We start from the raw sequence: 17,820 nt of genomic DNA, 5'->3' as shown, positions 1-17,820 counted from the left end.
GCGGAGCCGTCAGGGTGGCGGGGCCGGCGCCGAGCGCGCAGGGGCGGTGCGCGAAAGGGTGGCGGCCCAGCAGGGAAGTGCACAGGGAACTGCGCAGTCTTGCGCGTTTTGGCGACTCTCTTGACATGAATGAGCGTCAAGGATGCACTGGTTGCGCGCTTCCCCCCTGCCCCCACGCCCAGAAGGAGCCGCCATGCCCTCGGCACGTCGTGCCCTCGGCCAGCTCGTCACCGCCTGCGCCCTGCTCGCCCTCCCGCTGGCCGGCGCCGTCGCCCCCGCCTCGGCCGCTTCCACCGCTCCGGCCGCTGCGGCCGCTCCCGCTCTGGCCGCCACCCCGCCGATGGGCTGGAACGACTGGGCGCACTACCAGTGCGGGATCGACGAATCGACCATCACCGGCAACGCCGACGCGCTGGTGAGCAGCGGCCTGGCCGCCAAGGGCTACACCACCGTCACCGTGGACGACTGCTGGATGGCGAGCAGCCGCGACGGCAACGGCGCCCTGGTCGCCGACCCGGTCAAGTTCCCGCACGGGATGGCCTGGCTGGGCAGCTATCTGCACAGCCGGGGCCTGAAGTTCGGCATCTACGAGGACGCCGGCTCGAACACCTGCGGCGGCTACCCCGGCAGCGGGCAGCCGAACGGCGGCGGCGCGGACCACTTCGCGCAGGACGCCGCGACCTTCGCCGCCTGGGGCGTGGACTACCTCAAGCTGGACGGCTGCAACGTGTGGACGGCGCCCGGCCAGACCCAGGAGCAGGCCTACCGCCAGGCCTACGACGCCGAGGCGGCCGCGCTGGGCGCCAGCGGCCGGGCGATCACCTTCTCGGAGTCCGCGCCGGCCTACTTCCAGAGCGGCGAGTGGGGCAACCCGAGCTGGTTCTCGGTGCTCGGCTGGGTCGGCCAGGACGGCCAGCTCTGGCGCGAGGGCTATGACATCGCCACCTTCGACGCCAACAACCCGAGCGCCTCGCGCTGGAGTTCGGTGCTCTCCAACTACGGCTACAACCGCTGGATCGGCCGCTACGCCAAGCCCGGCAACTGGAACGACCCGGACTTCCTGATCGCCGGGGACGGCGGCCTGACCGCCGACGAATCCCGCAGCCAGGTCGCGCTCTGGTCGATGATGGCCGCGCCGATGATCCTCTCCTCGGACGTCGCCAACCTCTCCCCCGCCGCACTGGCCGCGCTCGGCAACACCGACCTGGTCGCCGTCGACCAGGACAGCGCAGGCAAGCAGGCCGGCGTGGTCTCCACGGACGGCAACACCGACGTGCTGGCCCGGCCGCTGGCGAACGGCGACCGCGCGGTGGCCGTGCTCAACCGCACCGGCAGCGCCCGTTCGGTCAGCACCACGCTGGCCTCGGTCGGCCTGCCCGACTGCACGGTGAGCGCCAAGGACCTGTGGACCGGGGCGAGTTCGACCACCTCCTCGGCGCTCACCGCCACCGTCCCCGCGCACGGCACCGCGATCTGGCGGCTCACCCCGCACGGCTGCGCGGCCCCCGTGCCCACCGGCCAGTTGACCGGCAACGGCGCCAAGTGCGCCGACGACTCGGGAAGTTCGACGACGGACGGCAACCCGGTGATCCTCTACGGCTGCACCGGCAACCCGAACCAGCGCTGGACGCTGAACACCGACGGGAGCATCACCACGCTCGGCAAGTGCCTGACGGCTGCCGGCAGTTCGGCCGGCTCCTGGGTGACGCTGAGCGGCTGCGGCGCGAGTGGCCAGCAGTGGACCGCGCAGTCGGACGGCACGCTGGTGGCCGCGAGTTCCGGGCTCTGCCTGGACGTCCACGGCGGCGGCACGGCGGACAGCACCCGACTGGACGTCTGGACCTGCGGCGACCACCAGGCGAACCAAGCCTGGTCCCTGCCGGTCTGACGGTTCGTCTGGGCACTGCCGCCACCCGCGCCCGGGGCGGATGGCGGCGGTGCCCGGCGGGTCAGGCCTGTGGTGGCAGGCCGAGGAAGTCGGCCAGCTGCTCGACCGCCTGTGCGAAGAACGCGTCGTTCGACTCCAGCATGCCGTCCAGCTGCCCGAAGAGCTCGAAACCGACCAGCCCGCACAGCTGCGTCCAGGCGCTCACCGCCCGGGCCGCCACGCCCTGCGGCAGCTCCGGCGCCTGCTGGGCGGCCAACCGGGCCAGCGGCGCGGAGAGCGCCGGGGGCTGCGGGCCGCCGGCGGCCTGCGCCGGGCCTGGAGCGGTGGCACGGAGCACGCCGAGCACGGCGAGCGGGATCCGGGCCGCCGGCGCGAGGGCCTCCGCAGGCGCCTGGTAGCCGGGCACCGGGCTGCCGTAGAGCAGCGCGTACTCGTGCGGGCGCGCCCTGGCCCAGTCGCGCAGCGCCGAGCAGTACGCCCGCCAGCGGACCCGGGAGTCACCGCCGGGAACCCCACCACCCACCACCGCCACCGCGCGCTCGACCGCCTCGGCCAGCTCGCTCCGGGCGTCCGCGATCAGCGCGGTCAGCAGCTCGTCCCGGCTCGGGAAGTACCGGTAGAGCGCCGAGGAGGCCATCCCGAGCTCCCGCGCGACGGCTCGCAGCGAGAGCCGCTGGGCACCGTCCCGCGCCAGCTGGCGCCGCGCCTCGCGCTTGATCTCCCTGGTGAGTTCCGCCCGCGCCCGCTCCCGGGCCCCTCGAATCGCCGCAGCCGCCATGCCGCCCAGCCTGCCAGGCCACCGGCGAGCACACCGCTCTCGCCCCGGCCCGGCGCGGCGGCCGCCCGGCACCCGTGCTGCCGGCTCCGAGCCGGATCTTGGCACACTGGTTCGATGGACATCCTCATCCGCACCGCGACCGCAGCAGATCTCGACCCCGCGGGCGCGCTGACCGTCGAGGCCTTCGTCGGCGATGGCCACACCCAGCCCGGCACCCCGTACGTCCCGCTGCTCGCCGACGCCCACCGCCGCGCCGCCGAAGCCGAACTGCTGGTCGCCGTCGACCCCGCCGACCTCTCCGCCGGCCCCACCGGACGGGTCCTCGGCTGCGTCACCTTCGCCGTCGGCGGCACCGAATGGGCCGACATCGCCACCCCCGAGGAGGGCGAGATACGGATGCTGGCCGCCTCCCCCGCCGCCCGCGGCCGCGGCGTCGGCGAGGCCCTGGTCCGCACCTGCGTCCAGCGCAGCCTCGACCTCGGCCTGACCGGGATGGCCTTCTCCACCCGCCCCGGCATGAAGGCCGCCCACCGCATCTACGAGCGGGTCGGCTTCCGGCGCGCCCCGGAGCGGGACTGGTACCCGCGGCCGGAGATCGAACTGTGGGTGTACAGCCTGTCCTTCTGACCGTCGGTCGAACGACGGAGTCGGTCCCCCCGTCCGCGTTCCCGCCGAGCCGGCGGCCGCCGGCGGTGCGGACGACGGACCGTGCCCCGGGGCTGCGTTGACACCCGCCACCGCCGGCCCCGGCGGAGCCGTGCGGAACAGAGTTCGGCCCTAACGATTGGGGCCGCGCGGATCATGTTCTAGCATCCGGTCTATGACTGACGGCACGGAACACCGGGGAGAGTCCGCCGCCCCCGCCCAGCAGCCCGCGTTCCCCTCGCAGGAGCGGGGGACGGACGCGGCCGGGACAGCACCGGGCGCACCCGGTGCGTACGGCTACCCGCAGCCCCCGACCCTGCCGGAGGCCCAGCCGCCCTACGGCTACCCGCAGCCCGGCAACCCCTACGCGCAGCAGCAACCCGCGCAGGCCGGCCCCGCGGCTCCCGCCGGCGCCCAGCAGCCGGCGCCCACTCCGTTCCCGGCGCCCGCGTTCGCCGCGCAGCCGCAGCCCGGGCCGCCGCCGGCCCAGAACTCCCTGCTGCCCGCCGGGCAGGCCCCGGACTGGGAGGCGATGGCCAGCCGGAACGAGAGCCAGGCCCGGCGCAAGCGACGGATGCTGACGATCGGCATCGTGGTGGTCGCCTGCGTGCTCGGCGTCGGCGCCGGCACTCTGGTGATCAGCGGTCTGGGCAAGGGCGGTGGCAAGCCGAAGGTCGTCGCGACCGGTGCCGCTTCCCCCTCGGCGCACTCCAACTCCACGCTGCCGGCCAGCTCGCCGACCGTGCCCGGCCAGCCGAACCTGCTCGCCGACCACTCCGGCCAGGCCAACGTGGCGCTCGGTCCGGACTCCCAGGTGAACCAGGTCACCGGCGGCTACGCGGTGCGGTTCAAGGCCGACAGCAACTCCTTCGCGCAGTCCGCCAACCAGGTGGTGGACGTGACCCGGAGCTTCAGCGTCTCGGCCTGGGTGGAGAACGAGGCGGCCGACGGTCCGCGGATCGCGATCAGCCAGGGTGACGGGGTGTCGTACTCCTTCGAACTCGGACTCGACGCGGCGAACGGCCAGAAGAGCTGGGTCTTCCGGGTCCAGACCGCCGACGGCGGCAACGACAGCAGCGCGGTGCAGGCTTCGTCGGCGAGCGCCTCCGCAGTCGGCCAGTGGTCGCTGCTGACCGGCGTCTACGACGCCAACCTGCACAGCATCACGCTCTACGTCAACGGGCAGCCTGCCCAGACCACTCCGCTCCCGGGCGCCGGCGCGGTCTGGGCCGGTCCCGGTCCGCTGCAGTTGGGGCGCAGCCGCGAGCACGCCCAGTGGGGCAGCATGTGGGCCGGTGTGATCGGCCACATCCTGGTCTGGGACCAGGCGCTGAGCCCGACCCAGGTGGCGGACCTGAAGAACGGCGGCACCGGCCAGTCCGCGAAGCCGATCGCCTCCTGGCTGGTCGGCTGAGCCGCACGGCCTTCGGGCAGCCGGCCGACCGCGGTCGCCCGGCTGCCCGGCCGTCAGCGGTCGGCCGAGCAGGCGTCGGCGAGCGCCCGGGAAATCAACGGCTGCCGCCGGTCGCCGCACGGCGCACCATGTCTGAGGCCTGGTCAGCCCGCTGATCGCCCGACGATCCCGCCGGCGGATGGGGTTGACAGATGATCGGGACATAAGCATGGGCTAAAGTGACGGTCCGCGGGGGCCGCAATCACCTGCCGTGACAGCAGTCGCACCAGGGCCACCCGCAGACCATCGGGGCACAGCCACACTGCCGCCCCATCCGCAGCAGCCGCATACCGGGGGCCTTTCGTGAACACGCTGTCGATCGTCATACCAGCGCTCAACGAGGCCCCCAACCTGGCCACGGTGATGGCCTCCGTGCCGGTCGACGCGCTCGCCGAGGCCGGCTGGCAGACCGAGATCCTGGTGGTCGACAACGCCTCCACCGACGACACCGCCGAGGTGGCCCGCTCCCTCGGGGCCCGGGTGGTCTCGCAGCCCGCCCGCGGCTACGGCAACGCCTACCTGGCCGGGTTCACGGCCGCCAGCGGCGACGTGATCGCCACCGGGGACGCCGACTGCACCTACCCGTTCGACGCGCTACCGCAGTTGCTGCGGACCCTGGTCGAGCAGGACGTCGAGTTCCTGACCACCGATCGACTGGGCCGGGAGAACCGCGAGGCGATGAAGCGCTCGCACACCATGGCGAACCACGCGCTCAGCGCGCTGAGCCGGCTGCTCTTCCGCAACGGGCTGCGCGACTCGCAGTCCGGCATGTGGATCTTCCGGCGGCACGTCTGGCACGGACTCGACGTCCGCTCCACCGGAATGGCCTTCTCCCAGGAGATCAAGAACGCCGCCACCCGTGCCGGCTACCGCTTCCTGGAGGTGCCGATCGAGTACCGCCAGCGCGGTGGCGAGGTGAAGCTGAACGCGCTGCCGGACGGCGTGGCGAACCTGCGCCAGCTCTTCGAGCACCGCTTCCGCCGGTCGACCCAGCCTGGTGCTGAGCAGCCTGGTGCGGAGCAGCCGATTCCGGAGCAGCGCGGCGCGGAGCAGCGCGATGTGGCGCGGCCGGACGCGGAGCAGTCGGATCCGGAGCAGCCGAGCGTGGAGCAGTCGGGTCCGGAGCAGCCCGGCGCCGAGCAGTCCGGCGCAGGCCGGCCGGATCAAGGGCAGGTCGCGCTTCCGACGCAGCGTAAGTTCGAGTCGGTATGAGCAGAGGACGGGATGAACCGGGCAAAGCGGCAGCGGCGGAGCGACCAGCCGCGCGAGCGTCCGTCGACGCCGACCCCGATCAGCCCGACGGCGCCACCGCGCAGGCTCGGGAGCTGGACCCGGAGCAGGCCGAGGCCCCCGACGAGGACCAGGCCGAGGATCAGGCCCCCGAGTCGCCCACGCCCCGCCCCGCCCGGGGTTCGGCCTCCCGCCGGGGACGCCGGCGGCGGGGGGCGGGCCCGCGCACCAAGGTCGCCGCCGCGCTGCTGGCCGTGCTCGCGCTGGTCGGTCTGGGCGGCTGGCTCTGGTCGGTCCCCACCCTGCGCTCCCAGGTGCTCGACTCCTTCACCGAGCGCGGCAGCTCCTTCACCGAGCTCTACTTCACCACGGACCCCACCATCCAGGGCGCCACCGTGGTGGTGCCGATCACGGTGACCGACCACGGCACGGGCGCCCGGTCCTATCAACTGAAGGTGACGCTAGAATCCCCGAACGGTTCGGCTTCGGCCACCGACACGGTGAGCCTGGTACCGAAGGACGGCACCCCGGTGCCAGTCGTCGTCCGCCTGCAGACGAATGACGCTGCGGCCATGGTGCGGGTCGACCTGCTGGGCCATCCGCAGACCCTGCACTTCCACTTCGGGAAGCAGCCGACCGCCAACCCCTGAGCCCTGGAACCTCCCTGATGCGCACGATCCTGCAGGTCACCCCCTACTACCCGCCCCACCTGGGCGGGTTGGAGCGCGTGGTGCAGCACCTGGCGCACGAGCTGGCACCGCGGCACCGGGTGCGGGTGGTCACCACCACGCTCGGGGCGGGCGGCTCCGGGCGGCTCGCCACGGCGGACGGCGTGACGGTCCGCCGGCACCGCGCCCTCGAGCTGGCGCACACCCCGCTGGCCCCCGGCCTGCCCGGTTCCCTGCTGCGCGCACCCCGCTCGGCCGTGCTGCACCTGCACTGCGCGCACGCCTTGCTGCCGGAGCTGGTCGCGCTGACCGCCCGGCTGCGCGGGCAGCGCTACCTGCTCCACTTCCACCTGGACGTCGATGCCTCGGGGCCGCTCGGCCGGTTGCTGCCGCTCTACAAGAAGCACCTCTTCGGCCGGGTGCTGCGTGGCGCGGCCGCGGTGGCGGTACTGACCGAGGCCCAGGGCGAGTTCGTCCGCGCGACCTACCGGGTCCCCGCCGAGCGGATCTTCGTCGTGCCCAACGGGGTGGGCGAGGAGTACTTCATGGCCCCCCGCCCGGCCTCCCGCGCGGAGCACGGCGAGCCGCTGCGGCTGCTCTTCGTCGGGCGGCTGGGCGCGCAGAAGAACGTCGCCCGGCTGCTGACCGCGCTGAGCCTGGTGCGCGAGCCGGTGCGGCTGCGCGTCGCCGGGGACGGCGAGTTGCGCGGGCAGCTGGTCGAGCAGGCGGCCCGGCTCGGGCTGGGCGAACGGGTGGAGTTCGCCGGCGGGCTGCTCGGCGCCGAGTTGCTGGACGCCTACGCCCGGGCGGACGCCTTCGTGCTGCCCTCCGACAAGGAGGGCATGCCGCTGGCCGTGCTGGAGGCGATGGCCGCGGCGCTGCCGGTGCTGGCCACCGAAGTGCCCGGGAGCGCGGAACTGGTGCGCGGCGTCGGCCTGCTGGCCGCCCCGGAGCCGGCCGCGCTGGCCGCCGCGATCGACCGGCTGGCCGGCGATGCCGAGCTGCGGGCGCAGTTGGCCGAGCGCAGCGCCGAGACGGCGCGGCGGTACTCCTGGGCTGCGGTGGCCGAGCGGGTCGAGCAGGTCTACGACGCGGTCTTCGGCATGGCGACACCGACCAGCCCCACACCGACCAGCACAGCGCCGACCGGGGCGGCCGGATGAGCGCCCTCGGCACCCGCGCCGCGAAGTCCGCGCCGCCCGCCACGGGCACCCCGAGCGGACGGAGCACGCCCACCCGCTCCGGCAGCCGGCGCCGCGCGCTGCCGGGCCCGCTGACCGGCCGGCTCGGCGGCCCGCCGAGCGAGCTGCTGCGCGGCCGCCCAGCCCTGCTGCTCTCCGTCGGACTCGCCTGCGTGCTCGAGCAGCTGTCCGGCACGCCCGGACTGCTCCGCACCCTGGCCGGGTTGTGGCTGCTCTTCGGCGCCCCGACCGCGCTCTGGCGCGGAACGGCAGCCAAGGCGGTCTCCGGACGCGACGCGAACCTGCTGCTCGCCGTCGGCCTGGCGGTCATCACCGACCTGGTCACCGCCCTCGGCGTCAATACGCTGCTCCCCCGGTTCGGCGACGCCCACCCGCTCACCCGCACCGCGCTGACCGGCGCCACCACGCTGGTGCTGATCGTGCTAGGCACCGTGCTGCCCGAGGAACCACGGGCCCAGGCGCCACCACGCCGGCTCGTCGAGCGGCTGGCCGCGTTGCCGACCGGACGACGGCCACCCGGCCTGCTCCCGGTGGCGGGCCTGGGCGCGCTCACCCTGCTGCTCTCCGTCGCCGGCCCGATCCGGCTCAACAACGGCCACCGCGGCACCGTCAGCGTGCTCGCCCTGGTCGCCATCGCGGCCCTGCTGCTCCTGCTGCTGCTCCGCCGCCGGCGCTATTCGCCGGCGGTGCTGCAGAGCGGCCTGTTCGTCGCCGCAGCCGGCCTGCTGCTGCTGAACTCGCTGCGCGGCTGGTACCTGACCGGGCACGACATCCAGCGCGAGTACGAGTACTTCCGGCTCACCCTGGGCGGCTCGCTGTGGAACGTCTCCACCTACCCGGACGCCTACAACGCCTGTCTGAGCATCACCCTGCTACCGGTCAGCGTGGTGCGCCTGACCTCGATCCAGGACATCTACGTCTTCAAGTTCGTGCTGCCGGTGCTCTTCGCGCTGACCCCGGTGATGGTCTTCCGCTCGGTGCGCAACGTCGCGCCGCAGCTGGTGGCCCTGCTGTCGGCGCTGTACTTCATGGCGTTCCCGACCTTCTTCACCGACATGACCTTCCTCGGCCGCCAGGAGGTCGCCTTCGTCCTGCTCGGCTGCGCGCTGCTGGTGCTCACCGACGCCGGACGCCCGCTGCGCGCCCGGCGGATCGCCTTCTGCGTGCTGCTCGGCGGCATCGTGCTGTCGCACTACTCGACCACCTACGTGGTGGTCGCGGTCCTCGGCATCGCCGTCGGCACCGACCTGCTCTGGCGGCTGATCAGCCGGCTGGCCGAGCGGCGCGGGCGGCGCCGACGGCCCCGGATCGTGGGCGGGCCGCACGCCAGGTCCTTCATCACCTGGTGGATGGTGCTGCTGCCCGCCGCGGCGGCGCTGCTCTGGGCCGGCCCGGTGACCCACACCAGCGGCCAGCTGCACAACACCCTGAGCGCCGCCTACCAGCAGCTCACCCACCTCGGGGGCGGCGGCGGCAAGAGCGGCTCATCGGACACCCGGTACAGCCTCTTCGGCGGCAACCAGGTCAGCCCGCAGCAGCGGCTGGCCGCCTACCAGCAGCAGACGATCACGCAGACCGCGCAGCAGCGGGCAGCCGGCGCCTACCTGCCGCTGAAGACCGTCGAGGCCTACCCAGTCACCGCCATCGCGCCGCCGAACCTGCCGCTGACCTGGGCCGGGCAGGCGTTGAAGGCCACCGGCCTCGACGTGGTCGGCCTGAACGGGATGCTGCGCCAGGGCGCCGCCACGCTGCTCCAACTCCTCCTGCTGCTCGGGGTGGTGGTGACGCTGCGGGCCCGGCGCCGGGGATTTCGGCCGCTGCGCGACCAGATCACCCTGACGGCCGGCGCGCTCGGGGTGATCGCCCTGCTCACCGTGGTCCCGCAACTCTCGGTCGACTACAGCGTGCTGCGCGCCTTCCAGCAGGGCCTGTTCTTCTTCGCCCCGTTCATCGCGGCCGGCACGCTCTGGGTGGTCCGGTTCGCCGGACGGCGGGCGGTACCGATCGCCTGCGCCCTGGTCCTCGGGCTCTTCCTGGACCTGACCGGCGTGGTGCCGCAGCTGCTCGGCGGCTATCCGGCGCAGCTGCAGCTCAACAACGCGGGCCAGTACTACGACATCTACTACCCGACCACCGAGGAGCGGCTGGCCGCCTACCGGCTGGAGCAGGACATCGCCGACCAGAAGCCGGTGCCGGTGGTCCAGGCCGAGTCCTACACCTTCGGGCGGCTGCAGACCCTGATCACCGGTCCGGCGATCGGCGACGTCTTCCCGACCGAGCTGGGCACCAATCCGTACGTCCTGTTGGGCAGCACCACGGTCCGCAGCGGCGAGGTGACCTTCTCCTACCAGGGCGACCTGGTCACCTACCGCTACCCGAAGGGCCTGCTCGACTCCACCAAGAACGAGATCTACAGCAGCGAAGGGGCGGAGATCTACAAATGAGGCCGTACCGGGTTCTGCTGGTCAGCCACTACTACCCGCCGCACCTGGGCGGGATCGAGAACGTGGTCCGCCAGGAAGCGCTGCACCTGGCCGCGCGGGGCGTCGAGGTCACCGTGCTGACCAGCGGCGAGCGCGCCGAGGTCGGCACGGCGGACGGCGTGCGGGTGGTCCGGGTGGCCGCCTGGAACGGCATCGAGCAGCGGGCCGGGGTGCCCTTCCCGGTGCTCTCCCCCGCCTTGCTGAGCGCCGCGCTGCGCTGGGCCCGCTGGGCGGACGTCGTCCACCTGCACGACTGCCTCTACCTGACCAGCTGGGCCGCCGGAGCGGCCGCCGCGCTGACCCGCACGCCGCACCTGCTGACCCAGCACGTCGCCCTGGTCGAGCACCCCTCGCCGCTGGTCCGCGGCGTGCAGCGGGTGGTGTACGCGGTGGCAGGCCGGGCACTGCTGCGCCGGGCCCGGCGGGTGCTGACCCTGAACGCCTCGGTGGCCGACTTCGTCCGCGGCTACGGCGCGCGGCCCGAACGGGTCGGGCACCTGCCGAACGGCGTGGACACCGCGCTGTTCCGCCCGGCCGGCTCGGCCGCCGAACAGGCCGCCGCCCGGGCCCGGTTCGGCCTGCCCGCCGAGGGGGTGCTGGTGCTCTTCGCCGGGCGGCTGGTCCCGAAGAAGGGGTACCAGCTGCTGCTCGACGCGCACGACCCGGCGGCGGGCTACCAGTTGGTCTTCGCGGGGGACGGCGACGCCGCCGCGCTGCGCGGCCGGGCCGGCGTGCACCACCTGGGCACCCTGGCACCCGAGGCGCTGGCCGAGGCCTACCGCGCCTGCGACGTCTTCGCGCTGCCGTCCACCGCCGAGGGCTTCCCGCTCACCGTGCAGGAGGCGATGGCCTCCGGGCTGCCGGTCCTCACCACGGACGACCCCGGCTACGCGCCGTACGAGCTGGACCGCACGCAGGTGCGGCTGCTGCCCCGCCAGCGGGACGCGCTGCGCGCCGCGCTCGCCGAGCTGGCCGCGGACGAGCAGCTGCGCGCCCGGATGGGCCGCTGGTCCCGCGAGCACGCGGCCGCGGCCTTCGGCTGGCCGCAGCATGCCGAGCGGCTGCTGACCCACTACCAGGACGGCCCCCACCCCGACGACCAGCACCCCGACGACCAGCACCCGGGCAGCCAGGACCAGGCCGGCCGTGGCTAAACACCGGGGCAAGCACGCCCGGCCGCCGGACCAGGTGTACCGCAGCTCGTTCTTCCTGCTCTCCGCGACGGTCACCACCGCCGCGCTCGGCTTCGTCTTCTGGGTGCTGGTGGCCCGCCTCTACTCGCCCTCACAGGTGGGCCTGGCCACCTCGCTGATCTCGGCGACCTCGCTGATCTCGTACCTGAGCCTGTTCGGCCTGAACAGCACGCTGATCCGGTTCCCGGCCCCGCCCGAAGCCCGCAACGCCCAGGTCAGCCAGTCGATCGCGCTGGTCGCACTGGTCGCCGCCGTCGTCGGCACCGGCTACCTGCTGGGGCTGCCGCTGTACGGCCCGAAGCTGCTCTTCGTGCGCGAACACCTGGTCCAGGCCGTGGTCTTCGTGCTCTTCTGCGTCTGCTCCGCGATCAACCTGCTGACCGACTCGGTCTTCATCAGCGCCCGACTGCCGCAGTACAACGTGCTGGTGGACGGCCTGCTGCAGGGGCTGGCCAAGCTCGCGCTGCCGATCGCGCTGACCGGGTTCGGGGTCTTCGGCATCTTCGGCTCGACCGGCGGCGGCTACCTGGTGGCGGTGGCCGCCTCGATCCTGCTGATGCGGCGCAAGCTGGGCTTCCGCCTGGACCTGCGGGCCCGCGGCACCCGGCTGCGCGAACAGTTGGGCTTCTCGGTCGCCAACTACCTGTCCAGCCTGCTCAACCTGGCCCCGCAGCTGGCGATCCCGCTGATCGTGCTGCAGCGGCTGGGCGAGGCGGCGGCCGGCTACTACTACGTGGCCTTCCAGATCGCCAGCCTGCTCAACGCGGTCTCCTTCTCGGTCGGCGAGGCGGTCTTCGCCGAGGCCTCCAACGACCCCGCGCGGATCAAGGTCCTGCTGCGCCGCTCCGCCGTGATCATGGCGGGCGCCCAGCTGCCGGCCGCGGCGGCGGTGGCCGGCGCCGGCGGGCTGCTGCTGGCCCTGTTCGGCGGCGAGTACACCGCCCGGGCCCGGCCGTTGCTGCTCGTCTTCGCCCTCGCCGCGCTCGCCGTGGCACTGAACACCTGGACCAGCTTCGCGCTCAAGCTGACCCGGCAGATGGGAGCCCTGGTGCTGAGCAACACCGTCTACGCGGTCGTCGCGATCGGCCTCGCGGTGCTCTGGGCCCCGCGCGGCCTGCCCTGGCTCGGCTGGTCCTGGGCGGCCGGGAACCTGGTCTCCGGACTGGTCGCGCTGGTCGCGCTGCTGGGCAGGCGGCGCGCCCGGCAGAGCGCCGCGCAGCCGGCGGCGCAGGCGGTGGCGCTGTGAGGATCCTGCAGATCGTCAACCTCGGTTTCGAGGCGGGCGGTGCCGAGAAGAGCGTGCGGCTGATCACCGAGGGCCTGACCGGACGCGGCCACCAGGTGCGGGTGATCGCCACCGACCTGCTGGCCGACGGCCAACAGCTCTTCGCCGACGAACTGGTCCCGGGTATCGCCGGCCACCCGGTGCGCCGGCTGCTGGCCAAGGCCTGGTACCGGAGCGGCTACCAGCAGGTGCGGCGGACCGTCGAGGAGTTCCGCCCCGACTGCGTGCACCTGCACACCATCGGCGAGTTCAGTCCCTCGGTGCTCTCCGCCACCCGCGGCGTGCCGCGGCTGCTCACCGTGCACGGCCCCGAGGACTGGACCCTGCGGCTGCTGCGCTGGAACCTGCCGAGCGCCGCCGCCGGCGGTCGGCTGAGCCCGGCGGACACCGCCCGCTACCTCTACCTGCGACTGCTCCAGCGGCCCGGCTACCTGCCCCGACTGCGCCGGCTGGACCGGGTCCTGGCGCCCAGCCGCCACTTCGCCGAGGCGGTGCGGCGCGATGTGGGCCGGGTACCGGTGCACGTGCTGCCCAACGGGATCGAGCCCGGCCCGGCGCCGGCCCCGCTCGGCGACCCCGAGCAGCTGGTCTTCGTCGGGCGGCTGGAGCCGGTCAAGGGCGTGCGGGTGCTGCTCGACGCCTTTCGGGAACTGATCAGGAATCACCCAGGCGCGCGCCTTACCATCGTGGGCGACGGATCGGCGCGGGCGGCTCTGCAGGCCGCGGCCGCCGACCTGGTCGCCGAGGGCAGCGTGGCCTTCACCGGCTGGCTGCCACCGGACGGGGTGCGCGAGCGGATCCGCACCGCCGCCGTGGTGGTGCTGCCCTCGCTCTGGCCGGAGAACTTCCCCACCGTGGCACTGGAGGCGCTGCAGTTGGGGCGCCCGCTGGTGGCCAGCGCGGTCGGTGGTCTACCCGAGCTGGTCGGGCCGGACAACGGCCTGCTGGTGCCGCCCGGCGACCCCGGCGCACTGGCCTCGGCCCTGGGCCGGCTGCTGGGCCGACCCGAGCTGCTGGCCGGCCTGGGCGCGGGCTCGGCGGCCCGAGCCGGGCGGTACGGGGTCGCGGAGTTCCTCGATGCCCTGGAGCGGCACTACCACGAGGTCAGCGGCAACACGGGCGAGCCCGCGACGAGAGGACAAGGGGAAGGCAGCGCATGAGAATCCTGGTCGTCAATGCCTTCCGGCGCGACAACCGAGGCGATGCGGCCCTGCTCAGCGTGCTGCTGTGCCAGCTCGCCGAGGCCTACCCCGGTGCTCTGATCGAGATCGCCGGCTTCGAGTCCCCGCGCCAGTGGCCCAGCTTCGACGGAGTCCCCAACCTGGGCTCGATCCGCCGGTACGTGGGTGACGAGGAGGTCCCCCGGGCCCGGCGGATCGGCCGCAAGCTGCTCGCCTGCGCACTGGCCGGGCTCGCCGCCCTGCCCGGCAGCGGATGGGCGCTGCGCGCGCTGGCCGGGATCCTGCCGACCGAGATCCGGGCCGAGGTGCGCGCGCTGGGCGCGGCCGACCTGGTGCTCGGGGTGGGCGGCGGCCACTTCAACGGACGGGCCGACCTGCCCAGCGACCTGAGCATCTTCTTCCTGGTGCTGCCGCTCTGGCTGGCCCGCCGGTTCCGGGTGCCGGTGATCCTGGCACCGCAGTCCTTCGGTCCGTTCCCCACCCGGGCACAGCGGCTGATGGTCCGGCACGCTCTCGCCTCGTGCCACCGTGTGGTGGCCCGCGAGTCGATCAGCGTGCACCGGCTCGCCGAGGTCGGGGTACCCGGCACCAACGTGGTGCGCGGCGTGGACAGCGCCTTCGCGTTCCGCGGCCGCTCGCGGCGCGACTGGCGCACCGCGCTGGCGATCGGACCGGCCACCCCGCTGGTCCTGGTGACGGCGCGGCAGTTCCTGCTCGGCGAGGCCCAGCACGGGTACGAGCGGGCGATGGCGACGGCGATCACCCACCTGCTCGACCGGGGCTGCGCCGTGGTGCTGGCCCCGCAGGTCACCTGCGCCTACCAGGACGACGACGACCGGATCGTCAACGCCCGGATCGCCGCACTGGCGGCCGACCCACGGTTGCGAGTGCTGGACGACGGCGAGTTGGACCACCACGAGATCTTCGCGCTCTACCAGGCCGCGGACTTCATCCTGGGCACCCGCTTCCACTCGGTGATCTTCGGGCTGATCGCCCAGGTCCCGTGCGCGGCGATCGAGTACGACCACAAGACCCGCGGCATCATGGCCGACCTGAGTCTGGAGCACTGGGTGCTCCCGATGGCCGAGGCCGACCCCGACGCCCTGATCGCGCTGCTCGACCGGCTGCTCGCCGAGGGCGCCGGCTACCGGCGCTACCTGGCCGCCGAGATACCCCGCTACGCGGCCCGGGCGGACGACTTCGTCGACCTGCTCCGTGCCGAACTGCCGCCCGCCGACCCGGTATCGGCCGGGTCGCCGGCCCAACCCCAGGAGGCGCTGGCGTGATGGACCGCCGGACCGTGGCCGTCGTGACGCCCTACTACCCGCCGAAGGTCGGCGGGGTGGAGAACTACGCGGCCCGGATCGCCCGCGCCCTGGCCGACTCCCCCGACCTGTGCCCCGTGGTGCTGACCAGCCGCCAGGGCGGCCTGCGCAGCACCGTGCGGATCGAGGACGGCGTGCGGGTGGTGCGGCTGGCCGCCTGGCTGCGGCTCTCCAACACCCCGCTCAGCCCGCTCTGGCCGCTCCAGCTGCGCCGCTGGCTGCGCCGCACCGGAGCCGAGCTGGTCAACGCCCACGCGCCGGTGCCGGGGTTGGGCGACCTCGCGGTCGCGGTGGCCGGGCGGCGACCCACCGTGCTGACCTACCACGCCGGTTCGATGCACAAGGGCGAGCCTGGCAGCGGCGTGGCCGACCGGCTGATCGGCTGGTACGAACGCCTGCTGCTGCCCCGGGTCTTCGCGCGTGCCACCAGGCTGGTCGCGGTCTCCCCGGTCTCGCTCGCGGCCGGGCACCCGCACGCGACGCAGATCACCCCCGGGGTGGACACCACCCGGTTCACCCCCGGGCCGGCCGCCTCGACCAGGGCACCGGTGGTGCTCTACGTGGGCCGGCTCGACCGCTCCTCGGCCTGGAAGGGCGTGGACGTCCTGCTGCACGCCTTCGCCCAGCTCACCGACGTCCCCGGGGCGCGGCTGCGGCTGGTCGGTGGCGGCGACGCGCTGCCCGACCTGCTCGCGCTGGCCGAGCGGCTGGGCATCGCCGACCGGGTCGTCGCCGAGGGCGAACTGGGCGGCACCGCGCTGGTGACGGCGATGCGCGAGGCCGCCGTGCTCACGCTGCCGTCCCGGACCGAGGCGGAGTCCTTCGGGATGGCCCTGGTCGAGGCGATGGCCTGCGCCACCCCGGTGGTCGGTTCGGCGGTCGGCGGCATCCCGCACGTGGTGACGGACCGTCACCACGGGCTGCTGGTGCCGCCCGGCGACCCGGCAGCACTGGCCGCCGCACTGAGCGAGCTGCTGACCGACGGCCCGCTCGCCGACCGGCTCGGTGCGGCCGGGCGGCGGCGCGCCGAGGAGTGCTACGACTGGGACGAGCTGACCGACCGCTACCTGGAGCTGTTCCGCACCGTCCTTCAGCCGCCCTGCGAGGACCCCTTCTCGTAGGCGCCGATCGCGTCCTTCAGGGCGCCCAGCGCCGGCTTGGGGCTGCCGTCGTAGCGGCGCAGTCCGTAGAACTCCGAGCGGTGCTGCTTGTCGGAGGCCTGCCCGGTGTCCTGGTCGGAGAACCAGAAGACGGCCGCCACATGGGGGTTGGCGGCGGCGGCGCGAATGGTGTCGGAAGCGATCGCGGCCTGGTACTGCTCGGTCACGTGGGTGGTCTGCGGGGTGATGTTCGTCCCGTCGGTGACGGTACCGGGGCCGTTGGTCGCAGCGCCCGTCTCGGTGATCCAGATCGGCATGTTCGGCGTGCCGTACGTGGTCAGGATCGCCACCAGGTTGCCCGGGGTGCTGCTGATGTCCTCCATCGCGGTGCCGAAGGAGGTCTTGGCGCTCGGCAGGTAGGGATAGGTGTACGGGTGGTAGCTGATCGCGTCGACCAGCTTGTTGGCGCCCAGCTTGCAGACCGCGGTGAGGAAGTCGCCCTGCGAGACGTAGCCGGTGTCCTGACCGGTGCTCACCGCCGCCAGCCCGCCGAGCAGGATGTAGGCCTTGGGGTCGGCCGCGCGCAGCGCCTTGCTGGTGTCGGCGAGCAACTGGGTGTACGCGGCCGGGTCCGGGGCCGGGGCCCAGAACGGGATGTTCGGCTCGTTCCAGACCTCCCAGGTGTGGATGCCCTGCGGCGCGTACCGCTTGGCGGCCGCCGTGGCGAAGGCGGCGAACACGGCCGGGTTGGCCGGCGGGCAGGAGTTGTCGTCCGTACAGCCCGCCTTGCGGGCCCACTTCGGCGTGTAGCCGATGGTGGGCAGCACCTCCAGCCCGCGGGCCTTGGCGGCGCTGAGCACCCGGTCGAACCGCTGCCACTCGTAGGTCTTCGAGCTGTCCGGCTGGATGTCGTCCCAGGACAGGTCGACCCGGACCCACTTGGCCCCGGTGTCCACCGCGTCGCCCAGGCCGGTGGCCAGGCCCGGGTCGTCCTTCCAGGTGAGCGTGTCCCCGTAGGAGATGCCGATCCGCAGCGGCTTGCCCGGGTCCCCCGCCTGGCTCGGCGGCGCCGAGGCGGCGGCGTCCGGCGCCGGCTTGGCGGTGGCCCGGACGGAGGGTGAGGCCGGGGTGGCGGTGCCGGCCAGGACAGTCGCGACCGCCGATACGATGAACGCCACCACCGCTGCCAGCAGGCGCTGCCTTCTCCCCGTGTGCTTCACCATGCCGCACAGCCTAGACCGGCGGCATGAGTCCGCAGCCTCCCGGGGCGGGCCGCACCGCGCCCGCTCCAACGGCCGCAGCGGGCACGCCCGGTAGCTCCTCGGCGTCACCCGGTGTTCACCTCCACCTTGTGCACGACACTACATATGGGGCGCCTCGAAGGGGGCA

Annotated in this window: 14 protein-coding genes; 12 read left to right on the top strand and 2 right to left on the bottom strand. The window is 73.7% G+C overall.

The features are described from left to right. Window positions 1-193 precede the first annotated feature (193 nt). The gene (locus ABH937_RS14620) at window positions 194-1,888 is read left to right on the top strand and encodes a ricin-type beta-trefoil lectin domain protein (RefSeq protein WP_370218380.1); all 1,695 of its coding nucleotides are present in this window, start codon (window positions 194-196) and stop codon (window positions 1,886-1,888) included. A gap of 61 nt (window positions 1,889-1,949) precedes the next feature. On the opposite strand, the gene ABH937_RS14615 is transcribed toward ABH937_RS14620, so the two are convergent. After that, window positions 1,950-2,666 carry a TetR/AcrR family transcriptional regulator gene (locus ABH937_RS14615; RefSeq protein WP_370218378.1) on the bottom strand — a complete coding sequence of 239 codons (717 nt, stop codon included), beginning with the start codon at window positions 2,664-2,666 and terminating at the stop codon, window positions 1,950-1,952. Between the two features lie 114 nt (window positions 2,667-2,780). On the opposite strand from ABH937_RS14615, the gene ABH937_RS14610 reads away from it, so the two are divergent. The 11 genes from ABH937_RS14610 (at window position 2,781) to ABH937_RS14560 (ending at window position 16,452) form a co-directional block, all read left to right on the top strand. After that, window positions 2,781-3,293 carry a GNAT family N-acetyltransferase gene (locus ABH937_RS14610; RefSeq protein ID WP_370218376.1) on the top strand — a complete coding sequence of 171 codons (513 nt, stop codon included), beginning with the start codon at window positions 2,781-2,783 and terminating at the stop codon, window positions 3,291-3,293. 193 nt (window positions 3,294-3,486) lie between these two features. Beyond that, window positions 3,487-4,725, top strand: a complete 1,239-nt coding sequence (locus ABH937_RS14605) for a LamG domain-containing protein (protein ID WP_370218375.1) — start codon at window positions 3,487-3,489, stop codon at window positions 4,723-4,725. Between the two features lie 342 nt (window positions 4,726-5,067). Next, window positions 5,068-5,976, top strand: coding sequence for a glycosyltransferase family 2 protein (locus ABH937_RS14600; protein ID WP_280687546.1), 909 nt, complete (start codon window positions 5,068-5,070; stop codon window positions 5,974-5,976). Then, entirely contained in the window at window positions 5,973-6,644 is a 672-nt protein-coding gene (locus tag ABH937_RS14595; protein WP_370218374.1) for a hypothetical protein, read from the top strand. The genes ABH937_RS14600 and ABH937_RS14595 overlap by 4 nt, the downstream gene beginning before the upstream one ends. A 17-nt stretch (window positions 6,645-6,661) precedes the next feature. Beyond that, a complete protein-coding gene (locus ABH937_RS14590) occupies window positions 6,662-7,825 on the top strand; it encodes a glycosyltransferase family 4 protein (RefSeq protein ID WP_370218372.1) in 1,164 nt (387 codons plus the stop codon). Further along, window positions 7,822-10,308, top strand: coding sequence for a hypothetical protein (locus ABH937_RS14585; protein WP_370218370.1), 2,487 nt, complete (start codon window positions 7,822-7,824; stop codon window positions 10,306-10,308). The genes ABH937_RS14590 and ABH937_RS14585 overlap by 4 nt, the downstream gene beginning before the upstream one ends. Then, complete coding sequence (locus ABH937_RS14580; RefSeq protein ID WP_370218369.1) at window positions 10,305-11,501, top strand: glycosyltransferase family 4 protein; 1,197 nt, start codon at window positions 10,305-10,307, stop codon at window positions 11,499-11,501. The genes ABH937_RS14585 and ABH937_RS14580 overlap by 4 nt, the downstream gene beginning before the upstream one ends. Continuing rightward, window positions 11,494-12,786, top strand: a complete 1,293-nt coding sequence (locus tag ABH937_RS14575) for a lipopolysaccharide biosynthesis protein (RefSeq protein WP_280687554.1) — start codon at window positions 11,494-11,496, stop codon at window positions 12,784-12,786. Before ABH937_RS14580 ends, ABH937_RS14575 begins: the two co-directional genes overlap by 8 nt. Beyond that, on the top strand, window positions 12,783-13,985 hold the full coding sequence (locus ABH937_RS14570; protein WP_370218367.1) for a glycosyltransferase family 4 protein: 1,203 nt from the start codon (window positions 12,783-12,785) through the stop codon (window positions 13,983-13,985). The genes ABH937_RS14575 and ABH937_RS14570 overlap by 4 nt, the downstream gene beginning before the upstream one ends. After that, complete coding sequence (locus ABH937_RS14565) at window positions 13,982-15,292, top strand: polysaccharide pyruvyl transferase family protein (protein ID WP_370218366.1); 1,311 nt, start codon at window positions 13,982-13,984, stop codon at window positions 15,290-15,292. The genes ABH937_RS14570 and ABH937_RS14565 overlap by 4 nt, the downstream gene beginning before the upstream one ends. Next, on the top strand, window positions 15,292-16,452 hold the full coding sequence (locus ABH937_RS14560) for a glycosyltransferase family 4 protein (RefSeq protein WP_370218365.1): 1,161 nt from the start codon (window positions 15,292-15,294) through the stop codon (window positions 16,450-16,452). Before ABH937_RS14565 ends, ABH937_RS14560 begins: the two co-directional genes overlap by 1 nt. Here the strand turns inward: ABH937_RS14560 and ABH937_RS14555 are convergent. Then, the gene (locus tag ABH937_RS14555) at window positions 16,422-17,654 is read right to left on the bottom strand and encodes a cellulase family glycosylhydrolase (RefSeq protein ID WP_370218364.1); all 1,233 of its coding nucleotides are present in this window, start codon (window positions 17,652-17,654) and stop codon (window positions 16,422-16,424) included. The genes ABH937_RS14560 and ABH937_RS14555 overlap by 31 nt on opposite strands. Between the last annotated feature and the right edge of the window lie 166 nt (window positions 17,655-17,820).

The sequence above is a fragment of the Kitasatospora sp. GAS1066B genome, assembly GCF_041262605.1.
Classification (GTDB): domain Bacteria; phylum Actinomycetota; class Actinomycetes; order Streptomycetales; family Streptomycetaceae; genus Kitasatospora.
Note: the sequence above shows the minus strand (reverse complement) of the source record. Positions and strands in the feature narration are given on the sequence as shown.

Bases quoted from the DNA above. Each gene is read 5' to 3' on its own strand.
- ABH937_RS14620 (WP_370218380.1), top strand. From the start codon at position 194: ATGCCCTCGGCACGTCGTGCCCTCGGCCAGCTCGTCACCGCCTGCGCC.
- ABH937_RS14615 (WP_370218378.1), bottom strand. From the start codon at position 2,666: ATGGCGGCTGCGGCGATTCGAGGGGCCCGGGAGCGGGCGCGGGCGGAA.
- ABH937_RS14610 (WP_370218376.1), top strand. From the start codon at position 2,781: ATGGACATCCTCATCCGCACCGCGACCGCAGCAGATCTCGACCCCGCG.
- ABH937_RS14605 (WP_370218375.1), top strand. From the start codon at position 3,487: ATGACTGACGGCACGGAACACCGGGGAGAGTCCGCCGCCCCCGCCCAG.
- ABH937_RS14595 (WP_370218374.1), top strand. From the start codon at position 5,973: ATGAGCAGAGGACGGGATGAACCGGGCAAAGCGGCAGCGGCGGAGCGA.
- ABH937_RS14590 (WP_370218372.1), top strand. From the start codon at position 6,662: ATGCGCACGATCCTGCAGGTCACCCCCTACTACCCGCCCCACCTGGGC.
- ABH937_RS14585 (WP_370218370.1), top strand. From the start codon at position 7,822: ATGAGCGCCCTCGGCACCCGCGCCGCGAAGTCCGCGCCGCCCGCCACG.
- ABH937_RS14580 (WP_370218369.1), top strand. From the start codon at position 10,305: ATGAGGCCGTACCGGGTTCTGCTGGTCAGCCACTACTACCCGCCGCAC.
- ABH937_RS14565 (WP_370218366.1), top strand. From the start codon at position 13,982: ATGAGAATCCTGGTCGTCAATGCCTTCCGGCGCGACAACCGAGGCGAT.
- ABH937_RS14560 (WP_370218365.1), top strand. From the start codon at position 15,292: ATGGACCGCCGGACCGTGGCCGTCGTGACGCCCTACTACCCGCCGAAG.
- ABH937_RS14555 (WP_370218364.1), bottom strand. From the start codon at position 17,654: ATGGTGAAGCACACGGGGAGAAGGCAGCGCCTGCTGGCAGCGGTGGTG.